The sequence below is a fragment of the Saccharothrix longispora genome (genome assembly GCF_030852425.1).
Lineage (GTDB): Bacteria > Actinomycetota > Actinomycetes > Mycobacteriales > Pseudonocardiaceae > Actinosynnema > Actinosynnema longispora.
Map to the genome: position 1 here is coordinate 95,822 of NZ_NSDM01000015.1, position 13,886 is coordinate 109,707.

11 protein-coding genes are annotated in these 13,886 nt (G+C 71.1%); 5 read left to right on the forward strand and 6 right to left on the reverse strand.

Features of this window, described 5'->3' with window-relative positions; genetic code table 11:
• Positions 1 to 246 precede the first annotated feature (246 nt).
• The 3 genes from CKY47_RS30115 (at position 247) to CKY47_RS30125 (ending at position 3,452) form a co-directional block, all read left to right on the forward strand.
• Positions 247 to 696: a hypothetical protein gene (locus CKY47_RS30115; RefSeq protein WP_306749704.1), complete on the forward strand. Its 450-nt coding sequence runs from the start codon at positions 247 to 249 to the stop codon at positions 694 to 696.
• 559 nt (positions 697 to 1,255) lie between these two features.
• Positions 1,256 to 2,452: a S1 family peptidase gene (locus CKY47_RS30120; RefSeq protein WP_306749705.1), complete on the forward strand. Its 1,197-nt coding sequence runs from the start codon at positions 1,256 to 1,258 to the stop codon at positions 2,450 to 2,452.
• A gap of 76 nt (positions 2,453 to 2,528) precedes the next feature.
• On the forward strand, positions 2,529 to 3,452 hold the full coding sequence (locus CKY47_RS30125; RefSeq protein WP_306749706.1) for a helix-turn-helix domain-containing protein: 924 nt from the start codon (positions 2,529 to 2,531) through the stop codon (positions 3,450 to 3,452).
• 96 nt (positions 3,453 to 3,548) lie between these two features.
• Here CKY47_RS30125 and CKY47_RS30130 read toward each other — a convergent pair whose 3' ends face one another.
• From CKY47_RS30130 to CKY47_RS30140, 3 genes are all read right to left on the reverse strand, one after another.
• On the reverse strand, positions 3,549 to 4,304 hold the full coding sequence (locus CKY47_RS30130; RefSeq protein ID WP_306749707.1) for a class I SAM-dependent methyltransferase: 756 nt from the start codon (positions 4,302 to 4,304) through the stop codon (positions 3,549 to 3,551).
• A gap of 29 nt (positions 4,305 to 4,333) precedes the next feature.
• On the reverse strand, positions 4,334 to 5,101 hold the full coding sequence (locus CKY47_RS30135) for an IS481 family transposase (protein WP_306749708.1): 768 nt from the start codon (positions 5,099 to 5,101) through the stop codon (positions 4,334 to 4,336).
• Positions 5,102 to 6,133: 1,032 nt separating this feature from the next.
• Positions 6,134 to 7,846, reverse strand: coding sequence for a choice-of-anchor P family protein (locus tag CKY47_RS30140; protein ID WP_306749709.1), 1,713 nt, complete (start codon positions 7,844 to 7,846; stop codon positions 6,134 to 6,136).
• A gap of 809 nt (positions 7,847 to 8,655) precedes the next feature.
• Between CKY47_RS30140 and CKY47_RS30145 the strand changes: the two genes are divergently transcribed.
• Complete coding sequence (locus tag CKY47_RS30145; protein WP_306749710.1) at positions 8,656 to 9,816, forward strand: S1 family peptidase; 1,161 nt, start codon at positions 8,656 to 8,658, stop codon at positions 9,814 to 9,816.
• Here CKY47_RS30145 and CKY47_RS30150 read toward each other — a convergent pair.
• The 3 genes from CKY47_RS30150 to CKY47_RS30160 all read right to left on the reverse strand — a co-directional run bounded on the left by CKY47_RS30150 (position 9,770) and on the right by CKY47_RS30160 (position 12,852).
• A complete protein-coding gene (locus tag CKY47_RS30150) occupies positions 9,770 to 10,213 on the reverse strand; it encodes a hypothetical protein (protein ID WP_306749711.1) in 444 nt (147 codons plus the stop codon). The genes CKY47_RS30145 and CKY47_RS30150 overlap by 47 nt on opposite strands.
• A 235-nt stretch (positions 10,214 to 10,448) precedes the next feature.
• Entirely contained in the window at positions 10,449 to 11,888 is a 1,440-nt protein-coding gene (locus tag CKY47_RS30155) for an SMI1/KNR4 family protein (protein ID WP_306749712.1), read from the reverse strand.
• A 484-nt stretch (positions 11,889 to 12,372) separates the two neighbouring features.
• Positions 12,373 to 12,852 (reverse strand): hypothetical protein, encoded by a 480-nt coding sequence (locus CKY47_RS30160; RefSeq protein WP_306749713.1) that lies wholly within the window; start codon positions 12,850 to 12,852, stop codon positions 12,373 to 12,375.
• Positions 12,853 to 13,146: 294 nt separating this feature from the next.
• Here CKY47_RS30160 and CKY47_RS30165 point away from each other — a divergent pair, with 294 nt between their 5' ends.
• Positions 13,147 to 13,878, forward strand: a complete 732-nt coding sequence (locus CKY47_RS30165; protein WP_306749714.1) for an SDR family NAD(P)-dependent oxidoreductase — start codon at positions 13,147 to 13,149, stop codon at positions 13,876 to 13,878.
• The last annotated feature ends 8 nt before the right edge of the window (positions 13,879 to 13,886 follow it).

The following is a 13,886-nucleotide window of genomic DNA, read 5'->3' on the forward strand; positions in this document are numbered from 1 at the left end:
GTCGCGCTGTGCGCGGACGACAGGTCGTGCTTCCGGCGGAATTCCGCGATCGGCGGTCACCGACGGGAAAGGACGGGCGCCTACCGCCTTTTCGGTCGCGCGTCAACGGTCGACACTCATTCATCACATTTACCCGACGAATCGCGCGCAGTTACCGCACACGTCGGGATCATCCAATTTCCGCGAAGTCATGATCGAATGGTGAGATAATTCGTGAGCAGAACACGTGGGCGAAGAATTGCCGCCTTGTGGACAAGGGCGACGGCATTCGTGCTGGCGGCCTCGGCGGTGGTGGCGCTGGGTCCGGTCGCACGGGCCGAGTCGGGCACCACGACCGCACCGCGGTCGGTCATCACCAAGCCGGAGGTGTCGCTGACGGGCTCGGCGGTGTCCGTCCAGGCCATGAACACGATCACCCGCGGCGCGTGGTCGTGCACGTTGACCGTGAGCGACCCCGGTCGGTGGTTCGGCTGCTCCGGCGGTGGTGCGCAGGGGCCCGGTTGGCTGGACTGCACCCACGTCATGCCCCAGTTGGAGATCTTCGTCGGCGTCGTCCGCAACAACACCGTCGTGGCGCTCGCGACCGACTACGACACGGCCACGATCCAGGTCAACACGAACGCTTCCGTATCCCCTACGTCCGGGCGACCTACTTCCTGGCCGCCGTCGGGACCGTCGAGTGGTCGGCCGGCGTAATCACCGACTTCCCCGAGCTGCACAGCCCGTCGTTCGCGATCTGATCGTGCCCGCTCGGGTCCGCCGTCCCGGGTCGCCCGCGGATCGGAGCACCCACCCCGCACTCGCCCCCCACCGCTCACCGCCGATCGGATGCGTCACGAGTCCGCGCCCGTCGTCGGTCTCGAGCACGGCAAGCCCCGGGAACCGGTTTGCTGTTGACGTCGGTGATCGGCGGCCGAGATCGGCGGCGCCGCGACCGCCGACCCGCCCGTACTGCCCACTCAAGGGACGCGGCGGCACGGACCGGCACCCCCGCCGCCGCGGCCTGCCGCAGGTGCGGGCGGTGTGCCCGCCGGGGCGTCGCCACGGGGTGCGCCCGGATTCTCCTGATCATTTCAAGAGTTTGCCGGGAGCTTTGTGGAAAAAGCGTCGTTGCCCGGCGCTTCCGCCTGGTGCCAGACTTCCTGCTCACGGCGGTTGATTCCGCCGACCGGGAAAACCCGTTGACCGGGTGCGCACATCGTTTCGCGCATTCGTCCCCTGCAACGGCGTTTCCCGGCGTCGAGAGGTTGTCGTGGTGTCTCGAATTCGATTGTTGGGCGTCGTGGCCCTGTCCTGCCTGGTTTCCACGACCTTGTCCACCGGTGTCGCGGCGGCGGCGCCCGCCACCGGGTCCGGGTACCAGCCCGAGATGGTCGCCGCCCTGGCGCGCACGCTGGGCGTCGACGAGTCCGCCGCGGTCCGGCGGCTGGACCGCGAGGCCGACCAGCAGCGCAGGCTGGGTGACCTCACCGAGCGGGGCGTGCGGGTCGACGGCGCGTTCTTCGACGGTGCGGGCACGCTGACGGTCAACGCGGACCGGGCCGGGGCGGAGCGCGCTCGGGCGGTCGGGCTGGCCGCCCGCACGCCGGCGCGCGGTGAGGCCGCGTTGAACGAGGTGCAGGCGCGCCTCGACCGGCTCGCGGCCCGCCAGGTCCCCACCGGGGTCGCCTCGTGGGGTGTGGACGTGGCGGCGGACGTCGTCACGATCCAGGTGGTCGACCGCACCAGGCCACCGGCCAGGGCGTTCCTGGAGGCGGCGGCCGAGCACGGTGCGGCGGTGCGCGTGGAGCAGGTGTCACAGGCGCTGTCCGCGCAGGCGGCGATCCACCCGGGCAGCAAGATGACGCTCAACGGCGGCTCGGGGTACTGCTCGGTCGGGTTCGGCGCCCGGTCGAGCAGCGGGGTGCAGTACCTGGTCAGCGCCGGGCACTGCGTCGCGGGCAACGCCACGCTGCACTACGACGGCACGCGGTTCGCCAGGGGCGCGGGCAGTCGCTACGCGCTGGGCTACGACAGCGTCGACATGGGCGTGGCCCGGCTCGACGCGGGCAACTCGATCACCACCCGGGTCGGCACCTGGGGCGCCGCGGGCCGGATCGCGGTCAAGGGCGCCGCGCGCGGCCAGGTCGGCGCGTCGATCTGCAAGTCCGGCGCCACGACGGGCTGGACCTGCGGCTCGATCACCGGCTACAACCAGACCGTCACCTACGTCGACCCGAACGGCGGCCCCTCGACGGTGGTCCGCGGCCTGGGCAAGTCGACCGTCTGCACGATGGGCGGCGACAGCGGCGGTGCCTACATCTCCGGCAACCAGGCCCAGGGCATGACGTCGGGCGGGCCGACCAACCAGCGGTGCACGTTCAACGGCGGCTACGAGAGCGGGAAGTCCTCGTACTTCCAGCCGCTCGGCGATGCGCTGTCCTACTACGGGCTGACCCTCAACGTCGGCTGACATCGTGACGACGTGAGTGTCGATACCTCCGTCCGGGGGTATCGACACTCACCAATTCGGGTGGTCATACTCGCTCATGGCAGCTCCTCAGCACCCTTCCGGTCCTGAACAGGTCCTGTGCCAGGAGAAGTTCGCGGACGCGCTGCGCGCCGCCATAGCGCGACGCGACCTCCCCCTCGACCGCATCCGCGCCCGGCTCGCCGCGCGCGGGGTGGAGATCAGCATCGCCACGCTGAGCTACTGGCAGCAGGGTCGCAGCCGGCCCGAGCGGCCGAACTCGCTGCGGGCGCTGCGCGAACTGGAGGACATCCTCGACCTGCCGCCGGACACGCTGTTCGAGTTCCTCGAACCGCCGCGCCCGCGCGGTCGCCGCACGACCGGTGGCCGGTTGAGCATGGAGACCCTCTACGGCAGCGACTCGCCCATCCGCGCGGTGTTGGGCGACCTGACGGAACCGAACCCGGACGTCGCCGTGCTCGCCACCACCGAGACGTGCTTCGTCGACGCCCGCAGGTCGCTGCGCCGGGTCTCGACCACGCAGGTGCTGCGCGGCACCGGCGAGGGCTGCGACCGCTTCGTCACGGTGCACGGCGTGGACGAGGGCGACGTGATGCCGTCGCACGTGGTGGTGCGCGGCGGCCGGCTCGGCGCGCTGAAGACGGACGACACCAGCGGGTACGCCTCGGCGGAGATCGAGTTCGGGCGGGTGCTGGACAGGAACGAGACCACCGTGGTCGAGTACGAGTGGGTCATGGGCGAGAGCCCTGTCCCCTCACGCGGCCACGAGCGCCGCATCCGCGACAGCACCGACAACTACCTGCTGCGCGTCTGCTTCGACCACGTCACGCTCCCCGCCCGCTGCTACGCGCACCACCGCCCCCGCGTCACCGCACCCGTCCAGCAGCGCCGCCGCGTACCGGTCGACCCGGCCGGCCAGGCGCACCTCTACCTGTCCAAGTGCGATCCCGGGGTGTACGGCATCTCCTGGGACTGGGATTGATCCGTCCCCGGTGGGGCCGCCCCGGGACGTGGTCACGGGGCGGCAGTCGCGCGATGTGCGCTCCGGCCGGGGCGGCACCCCGACCGGAGCGTCCGCTCAGGACGTTCGGCGCGCGGTCAGCAGGAGTCGCCCGCTCCCGATCCCGTGGGGTTCGCCACCGGTTCCGCCGAACAGTTCGACGTCGGCGAACCCGGTGGCGGCCAGGAGGTCGACGACCTGCGCCACGGTGTGAACGTGGTGCACCGCCGTCGCGTCGAGCTCCTGCCCGTCGCGGGTGAACCGGTAGCGGCTGAGTATCCGGCTCCCGACGACGTCGTACTCGCTGGTCGCGAGGACGGTGATGTCGCCGGTCCGCATGGTCCGCGGCTCGGCCCGGTAGCCGGGCAGGACCGACTCGGCCGCCGAGGCGAGGTCGACGACCAGGCCGCCGCCGGACCGGACGGCCCGGCCCAGCGCGGCGGCGAACTCACGCAGGTCGCCGAGCTCCAGGTAGCCGAAGCTGTTGCCGAGGCACACCACGGCGTCGAACCCGTCGTCCTGCGGGACCTCCCGCATGTCGGCGCGGATGAATTCGACGTCGAGACCGGCGGACGAGCGCCGAGCGTGCCCGATCGCTTCGGCGGACAGGTCGACACCCGTCACGCGGTGCCCGCGCCGCGCGAGTTCCAGGCTGTGCCGCCCACTGCCGCACGGCACGTCCAGGACCCGTGAACGCGGCGCGAGGCCGAGGCGCTCCTCGACGAAGTCGATCTCTTCGACGGTGACCTCCGGCGGTACGACGCGCCGCCAGAACTCGTTGGGCAGTTCGGTGAAGAAGTCCACGTACCAGGTGGACGAAGGTATTCCGGACATGGGAAAGCTCCTTGCGGTGCATCGGCTTCTCAGGGCGATGACACCGGGCGGCCCCGGGCCGTCACACGGCCTCGGTGCGGTGGCCCGGTGTGAGGTTCCGGGCAACCATGGCTTCCTCCACAGTCGGCGGTCACCCCGACGCTAGCAGCGCCCTGCCGGATCGGCGAACGACTTTCCGGCACCGACACGCGGTAGAAGTGCTCGTATTCGCGCAGGGGGTGGAGCAGGTGCTGTCGATTCCAGATGAGGGTGCGGTCGAGAAGTTCGCGACGGCAGCTGCGGATCCGGCGTGCCATGATCGCGTCCATCCGCGGTATCCGGACACCGGTGAGGACGACCGGGATGCCCGCGTCGGCGAGGACTGCATCGAGCGGGGTGGGGAACTTGCCGTCCCGGTCGCGCATCAGGAACCGCACGTGTCGGCCTTCGTCTTCGAGGTCCATGGCGAGGTTTCCGGCGGCTTGGGTGCCCCAGAAGGCGGTCGGGTGTGCGGTGGCGCCCAGGACCCTGCCCCGGCGACTGGCGTGCTCGATGACCGCGAGCACGTACAGTCGGGTGCCGCCCAGGGTGGTGGTCTCGAAGAAGTCGCAGGCCAGGAGTGCGTCGGCCTGCGAGCGGAGGAGGGCCGACCAGGTCGTCGAGGCGCGTTCGGGTGCAGGGTCGATTCCGGCGTCCTTGAGGATCTGCCACACCGTGGAGGCCGCGACCTTGATGCCGAGCACGAGGAGTGCTCCGTGGATGCGGCGGTAGCCCCAGGCGGGGTTCTCCCGCGCCAGGCGCAGTGCCAGGAGTCGCATCGAGCGGATGGTCCGTGGTCGGCCGGACTGCTTGGGGCGGGATCTGGCCGCGTGACGTCGTGCGAGGAGGTCTCGGTGCCAGGGCAGGACTGTCTCCGGACGCACGAGCAGTCGGAACCGATGAAGTGCCTGCACCGGGACTCGGTGCAGTAGTGCTGAGAGAAGTGCCCGGTCGCTGGGGGGAATCGTGGACGGGTGTTGCCCGGTTGGCGTTGCAGGGCGGTGATCTGGTGCCGCAGCGCCAGGATCCCCGTGTCCTTGTCCCGGTCGCTCACGGGTAGCAGGCGCAGCAACGCGAAGGCGTTGGTCACGCCGAGGTAGGCCAGTCGGAGCAGCACAGCAGGTCGTCATGCCGTGCTGGTCGGCGTCTCGGCGGATGGCAGCCGTCCCGTGAGCGTTCGACGCCTCTTGGTTCGTACGTCCTCCACCTGCGTGGATGAGGTTTCGGCACGCACAACGTCGACGCAGTGGCCATCGGTCGTCCCCTGCCGGCGAGCCCCGACCTCCCGCAGGTGCTGGCCTCGGGCAGGAACCTCCCGGAAACTCCCAGCGCTGCCGCCACCCGCCGGCTCCGACGACGTGCACGGTGACCGCGGTGACGCCCGCCGGTACGGTGAAAGGTCGGGTTGCCGGGGTGGCGGCACGGTCCGCAGCACGGCGCGGTTGGGCGCGGCGGCGGTGAGGTAGCCGACCACGTCGACGGCGACGCCCACGCTGCCGCCACCCGAGTCGGGACGTTTACCTTGCCGTTCGCGCCGACCTTGGCCGACACCACGTTCCCCGGTACACGGGTCGACATACGCGGGTGGCCCGATCACACCCGGCCGGCCGCCCTCCTGGTCATCGGTCGCAGCCCGACCACCGAGGAGTCCACGAGCCGCCGCCTGCTCGACCGCTGCCCATCCGATCGTCCTGGTCGGCCTCCGGGTCATCAGCCGACAAGCGACACACGGCCGCGGCGCGTCCGTCCGATCGTGGTTCCGGCTACCAGGGTGGTGCAGGTGAGGGACGCACCTGCACCACCCTGGGGCGTCAGTCGATCGGGCAGGGGGTGCCGGGGCGGGTCAGGGTGACTCGCGCATGGCTGATCACGAGGTCGACGCCGTTGAGCAGTCGGACGTGCAGGGCGTTGACGGCGATGCCGGCACCGCCCGCCAGGGTCCGTTGTTCGTTGACCACGACGGTGGCCACGAGCGGGATGGTGATGGTCAGGTCGACCGCGGGGTTGACCACGGGGGTGCCGTTGATCCGCAGGTTGACCAGCTCGACCTCGCCTGCGGTGGTGACCGCGCCGTCGAGGTCTTCAGCGGCGGCAGCCTTGGCGCGGATCTCGTCGGCGGTGATCAGGCCGCCCAGCAAGGAGACCTTCGCGGTGCGGGCCCATGCGGTGGCGGTGCGCTGGCCGTCACCGCCGACGGTGCCGTGGGCCTCGGTGTCGATGACGCCCAGCGAGCCGATCCCCGGCAGGGTGGCACCGAGCGCCTGGTCCTGGTCCAGGCCCGGTTGGGGCGTGCAGGTGAGGTCCGACGGGGCGAGCGGGCCCACGCCGACCAGCGGAGCGGTCAGCTGGCCACCGTGCGCGTGGGCGTCGAACAGCAGCACGGGCGCGATGAACCGCACCGAGGCGCACCCCGGCGCGTTGAGGCCGACCCGCGTGGTCACGTCGGTGGCGCAGGTGGTGTAGGTGCCGGGGCGGGCGGCGGTGACCGTGACGGCGACGGTGCACGAGACCTGGCCGGTGGCCAGGGCGCCGGTGGCGGTGACCGTGCCGGCGGCGGTGGAGGCGGTGGCGTCGGTGCAGTCCGTGGTGGGCTGGGCGGTGGCGGTCAGTCCCGCCGGGAGGTTCGTGGTGAACGACCAGCCGTCCTTGACCGCCAGCTCGGCGGTGTTGGTGACGGTGAAGGTCAGGGTGGCCGTCTGCCCCATCTGCACCGGGGGCGGGCTGTAGCCGACGTCCAACTGCGGGGTGACGTCCAGGACGCGGACGTTGTCGAACGCGGCGTCGTTGCCGACCCCGCTGCCCTGGGCGTTGACCAGCTGCACTCCCACCGACGAGCCGCCGAACAGCACCGGCCGGTCACTGGTGTAGGTGCCCACGGCGGTGCCGTCGATGACGGTGGCGGGGTTGGCGCAGGGCTCGATCGGGGTGGTGAAGGTGGGCACTGCGGTCGCCCCGTCGAGCAGGTAGAACTCGAACAGCGCGTGGTTGGCGAAGCAGTTCTGCTCGGCCGCGTCCACCGAGAAGGTCAGGAACCGGTCGGGTGCGGGCAGCGGGATGGGCTGCTCGGTGCGCAGTTGCACTCTGCCCGCTCCGGGGTTCGCTGCGGTGTAGGCGGTGACGGCGTGGTTGGTGGCCGGGTCGCCGCCCGCCCACTGCCCCAGGACCCCGGCCATGGTCTGGACCGCCTGCCAGTTGCCCGCGCTGCACCCGCTGCCCGGCGGCGGTACGCCCGGCTGCTGCGGCGAGGCCAGCCAACCGTTGCAGGCGGTCAGCCACGCCGGATCGGCGGAGTAGGTCTGCTCGACCGGCGACGCGCCGGTGTAGTCGGTGAGCAGGACGGGTGTGGCGCCCTGGCCGTTCTCGAAGCCCTCGGCGAACACCACGACCGGCGCCTGGGGGACGCCCGGCGCCGCAGAGGCCGGTTGCGCGGAGGTGACGGCGAGTGCGAGCGGTACGACCGTCAGTGCTGCGATGATCGCCGGCAGGGCTCTGCCCCTGTGCCGACCGGGCGAAGGCGTGATCACCGATGAACTCCCTTGTTCGGTGCGAAAGGTGGAACACAGGTTCCTTCGTCCACCACAGGAAGGCGTATTAGCGCCGGACGGAAGGCCGCACCCGCTTGGCTCGCGCACACCACCCGATCACCACGGACTCCGCAGCACTCACCCACCCAAACGAACACCGCATCACCTGCGGAGCCGCAAAATGCGGACATACTCGGTCACCTCGAATAGCACATTCCTCGAGGTATCCGGTACGCCTTCACCCTCGCGGGGGGAAGCGGGCCGGGGTCGGGCGAAGGCGTACACCGCCCGGTTGGCCAAGGCGTCGATCCAGACGCGCCCGGGAGTTCGTCGACGCCGATCAACCGGCCGCCGACCGGGACGAACTCCGCGCGGAGCGGGCTGTCGCCCTCGGCCCGCCAGGCTCACACCCACTCCCCGACCGCGGCGGAGTTCGCGCCGATGTCACGCGCCCGAGGTACCGGAGGGGATGTGCAACTCGAGCGCGGAAGCACACCAGAAGCCCCAGCGGTATAGCGCACTCCGGGTCCGGAGTCGCCCGACGCATCGAGTTGTGTCACTACGGAACACCGAATAAAATGTTCCGTAACACGCTTGGCGCACCTGGATGATTCCACGCGCCTCCGACCCGCCGAAACAATCATCGAACGCCACCGACTCGGCGGTATGAGCGTGTCGAACCGAGAAAGTATCGTCCCGAATCCGTCGGGTTCATAAACGGCGTTGCCGGTCGGTCGCCGAGCTCCGTTCGCATATCTCGGGCGGCCGACCGGCGCCTCCCTGCACCCTCGCCTGAAAGGGCTGCCCAAGTGACTCCTTCACGTACCGTCCGATTAGCCGGCGCGGTCGTCCTCGCGATCGGCCTCGCCATTGCGCCCCTGCCCGCAGTCGCCGCGCCCAGCGGTGCAGCGACCACGTCCTCCACCTCCGCACCGCGCGTCTCCCTCGGCATGGCCGAGGCGATGAAGCGCGACTTCGGCCTCACCGCCGAGGGCGTGCAAACACGCCTTGCCCAAGAGGACAAGGCCCGTGGCACCGAGATCGTCGCCCGCAAGCTCTACGGCGCCGCCTACGCGGGCAGCTGGTTCGACCCCGCAACCGGCAAGCTCGCCGTCGCGGTAGCCGGTGACGCCGCTGCCGACAAGACCGGTCTCGACGTGACCGTCGTGCCCGTCGCGCACACCTATGCCCAGCTCGACGCCGTCAAGACCGCCCTCGACCGGCAGGCCGGCAAGGCCGTGCCCACCGGGGTGAACGGCTGGTACGTCGACGTGCAGACCAACACGGTCGTCGTCACCGTCAACCGGCACAAGGTCGACGCCGCCGTGACCGGGTTCATCGACGAGGCCAGGGCCCTGCACCACGCCGTGCGCGTGGTGCAGGAGGACCACTCCCCCGTGCCCTACGCCGATGTCGTCGGCGGCTGGCCGTACTGGATCAACAACGCGGGCCGGTGCTCCATCGGCTTCGCCGTGTACGGCGGATTCGTGACCGCAGGCCACTGCGGCACCCCCGGCTCCCAGGCCACCGACCAGTACGGCGCGCTCTACGGCTACTTCGCCGGCTCCACGTTCCCCTACTACGACTACGCGTGGGTGCAGACCGTCGCGGGCGTGAACCTGTGGGGCTACATGGAGGGCTACGACGGCTACTGGTACTACGTGCGCGGTTCCGCGCAGGTCCCGGTGGGCTCCGGCGTGTGCCGCTCGGGCTCGACCACCGGTATGTGGTGCAACTACATCCAGGCCCGTAACCAGACCGTGAACTACCCCCAGGGCGTCGTCTACAACCTGACCCGCACGAACGTCTGCGCCCAGCCCGGCGACTCCGGCGGCTCGTGGCTCAGCTCGAACCAGGCCCAAGGCGTGACCTCGGGCGGCTCGGGCAACTGCTCGACCGGTGGAACCACGTACTACCAGGAGGTCAACCCGATCCTGTCCGCCTACGGCCTGTCGCTGATCCTGACCTGATCGCTGACACGTCTCCCTGTCCGACGACCCGACCGGCCTTCGTCTCTGCCCGGAAGCCGGTCGGGTCGCCCCGGTCGTCGAGGGTGCGTTCGCGGCCGCAGCCGGTGTCGACCGCTCGTCCAGGACCGACCCGACCCGTGCGCCGTGATCGGGCGCGCGACGGCGTCGGGTCTCGACCGGGCCTGCCGGACCTGCTCCCCTGCCGGGCGAACTGCGCGTACAACGTCGCGAACCGGTGTTCGAGGCCCTTGCCAGAACCGTTGCGCCAATCGTCCGCCAGGGTCTGCGACAGAGAGTCGGGGAAGATCTCCTCGTCGCCATTCTCGATGACGTCGAAAACGCTCTGGACCACGGCTTCCAGAGCGACCTTCGGCACGCGGTCGAAGCCCTCGGTCATGTGTCCACGAACCGGTGAGGATCGCGTGAACTCCTATAATAGTTGGCCGAGGTGTTGAGGCCGCCTTTCCCGATGTCGGGTACGGAACCTCCTTGTGGGTGAAGGACAGCAGGTCGTCGGAGGGGTACTGAACGTTCGTGGTGAGTTCGGCGCGATGCCCGGTGTTCGGCTCCGCGTCCAGGGCGGTGAACGTGGACAGCACCACGTGCGTCCCCAACCTCACGGGACAGGACAGCTAGAACGTCCCGCGAAGGACTTCGGCGGGCACCGGCGCGCCGAGCCACGCCGCCCACTCGACGGCGCGGGCCAGCGAGCCCTGCCCGGTCAGCTTGGCGGCGACCAGGCCCTCGGGCGGGTCGGGGAGCAGCCGCCACTGGTCGTCGTGCAGCACGAGGTACGCGGCGGCGGGCAGCGAGTCCAGGTTCGCGGGCGTCGCGCCACCGAGCCCGAGCGTGACCAGTCCGGACCAGGCGGGCACCTCGACCACCGCGCCGCCCTCGACGCGCGCCGTGCGCAACGGGAGCCCCGCCAGCGGTGCGAGGTCGATCTCCGACGCGGTCACCGACACGTGCCGCAGCCGGAGCAGCGCGGCCAGGGGCGTCAGGTCGGCGCCGGTCGCGTGCCGCAGCGTCACGGTCCGCACCTCGTCGAGCCCTTCGACGGACGACAGCGCGGTGGCGAGGTCGGTCCCCTCCAGAGACAGGCTCAGCTCGGTCCGGGGTGGGTGTGGCCAGGTCGGAGCGAACCCGTCGCCGCCGGGCAGCAGCCGATACTCTCCCGCCTTGATCTGGTCGAGGACCTGCTCCAGCCACGCGGTGACCGACGGCGCGAGGTAGCGCAGGAAGCCGTTCTGGGTGTCGGCCAGCAGGACCTGTCCCGGTCGGCCGGTCGGTCCCGGCGCCAAGTCGACCACGAGGAACAGCAGGTGACCGTTGCTCGCGACCGGCACCCAGCCCGGGTGCCACCAGCCGATCCGGACAGCGTCGGCCGGGCCTTCGTACGCGACCTCCTCCTCCCAGTCGTCCGGGTGCCCGGTGCGGAACCCATCGGTCCACTCCATGGCTTCGCGCGCGTCCTCGATCCGGGCGAGCGGCAGGAGCGGGAGCCCGAACGGTCCGGGCGGGCGGGCGGTGCCGTCACCCAGCAGGTAGAGCGCGCGCAGGTCGGCCGGGAGCACGACGTCGAACCGGTCCTCGACCTCGGCCAGCGCGTGCTCGGTGGCGGGCGGCTCGGTGGGCGCCGCGGCGCCGGTGATCGACTCGAACAGCGCGGCGTACTCGGCGACCAGGCCCGGCACCCGGGCCGGGTCACCGACCGGCGGGAGCGCGGAGGCCGGCAGCGCCGCCGGGGGTCGTCGGGCCGGGTCGAGCACCCGCACGTAGGAGGGCGGCAGGTACGCGGTGTGCTGGGACAAGTCCCGTACGACCAAGGCCTCGTAGGTGCGGTCCGGGTTCACCCGCAGTTCGAGGACCGCGGCGCCGAAGCGCCCGACCAGCGCCTCATCCGGTCCGGCACCGCTCCCGCCCGGTTCCCGACCGAGCTTCCCGTCGCCCTCCACCTCCTCCCGCGAGGAGATGCCGCCCTCGTCGAACGAAGCCCGGTAGACGATCTGCCGCCAATCGCCCTCGGCTCTCCCGAACAGCGCACGGCTCAGTTCCACCAGGACGTCGTCCACGTTCCCCCCAAGATCGGAACCAGGATCTTAACGACGCCCACCGACACCGTGGCGAAGCGCCGGACCTCGTCACCTGTTCGCGATGCCGTGCCCGTCCTCGTCGTACAGGACGGGCACGACGGGCACCTCCACGTCCGGCCGAGCCGGACCTGACAGGAAGGACGGCCACACCCGCGCGACGGGGTGAACCTCGTCGACGTCCCCTGCCGTGCACGAGTTGTCACCTGCTGTTCGAGGAGGAGAAGTCGAGCAGGTCAACCACGTGGAAGAAGTGCGCTGTGACGGCGATCTGCGGCCTGGCGGCGGTCGTGGGGCCTCCCGCTCACGCAGCCGGGCACCGGCACGGCACGCCGTGCACCGGACATGCGGGATCGCGGCCGGGCACGTGGTCGCGGTGGGGCCGGGCGTCCGGGCCCGCCGAGGATCGGGTCCTGATCGACGGCGATGGTCCGCGCGGGGTCCGGTGCGGGTGATGGGTGGAGGGTCAGGTGGTGGTCGGGTCGGGCCAGAGGTGCACGATCCACTGCTCGCAGCGCGCCTCGTCGCCGAGGCTGGTGTCGATCAGGTCGGGTAGGCGGTGGGCGCGCAGCCGGTAGCTGCCGGGTGCGGGCAGCTCGACGGTGATGTCGCCGGGACTGGCGGTCGAGGCGGCCAGGACGAGCGAGCCGGTGTCGGTGCGCAGCGTGCCGCTGTAGGAGTGCTCCTCGATCCCGTCGGGGGGTGGTTCGGTGTCGTGCAGTGCGACGAGGACGTCGGCTTCGAGGTTGTGGTCGTCGGCGTGGAACAGGGCTCCCCCGTCGCCGCTGCGCCCGGTCCAGCGCGAGTCGGTGGTGGGGTCGAGCGAGGCGGGAGAGAAGTGGCCGGTGAAGTCGAACAGCACGAAGTGCGAGAACTCCACCGGCAGCCGTGCCCGCCAGGTGCGTCGCACGGTGGGGTGCAGCACGGTGGGGTGTCGCACGTCCATCGTCCCTCCTCGTCACGTGGTGCTCCTCAGCGGGGTGACCGTGGCGGAGCTTCGCCGCCGGTCCGATCCGGCCGCAGGAATTGTCCGACCAGTCGTCCGGGTGCACGTGGTCAGGCTGTCGCACCCGCGCGGAGCGGGCAACGGTCTCGAGACGGGCCGGAGCCGTTCGCTCGACAGGTCCGTTCGGGCAAGGCCCACTGCCCGGTCGGGCACTGTGGATCGTGTGCGGGACCGATCCGTGGGGGGTTCTCGCAGACTGCGTCGCGAGCACACCGATCACGTCCTGGAGAACGCATGGAGTTTCGCAACAGCGTGGCCCTGGTCACCGGTGGTACGTCGGGCATCGGGCGGGAAACCGCGCGACTGCTGGCCGCGGGCGGCGCCTCGGTGGTGGTGTCGGGTCGGGACGAGACGCGCGGCGCACAGGTGGTCGCATCCATTCGGGACTCCGGCGGGTCGGCTCGGTTCGTGCCGGCCGACCTCGTCGACCTGGACTCGGTGCGCGCCCTCGCCGAGGAGGCGGGCGAGGTGGACATCCTGATCAACAACGCGGGGGTGTTCCCGTACGCGCCGACCGCCGCGCAGGCCCCCGAGGACTTCAGCCGGCTCTTCGACCTCAACGTGCGCGCGCCGTTCTACCTGACCGCCGCGCTCGTCCCGGGCATGGTGGCGCGAGGCGGCGGCAGCGTGGTCAACGTGTCGACGGCGACGAGCGTCATCGGCTCCCCCGGTTTCGGGGTGTACTCGGCGACCAAGGCGGCGCTGGAGTCGTTGACCCGCACGTGGGCGGTGGAGTTCCGCGGCACCGGTGTGCGGGTCAACTCGGTGGCCCCGGGCGCCACCGGGTCGGAGACCGTCGTCGGGCACGGCGAGGATGTCGTGGCGATGCTGGCGGAGCAGGTCCCGCTCGGGCGCATCGCCTCTCCCACCGAGGTGGCCGAGGTGGTGGTGTTCCTGGCCTCCGGGAAAGCGTCCCACGTCCACGGGGCCAGGTTCGTCGTCGACGGCGGGCGCACGGTGCTCTGAGCCGCGCC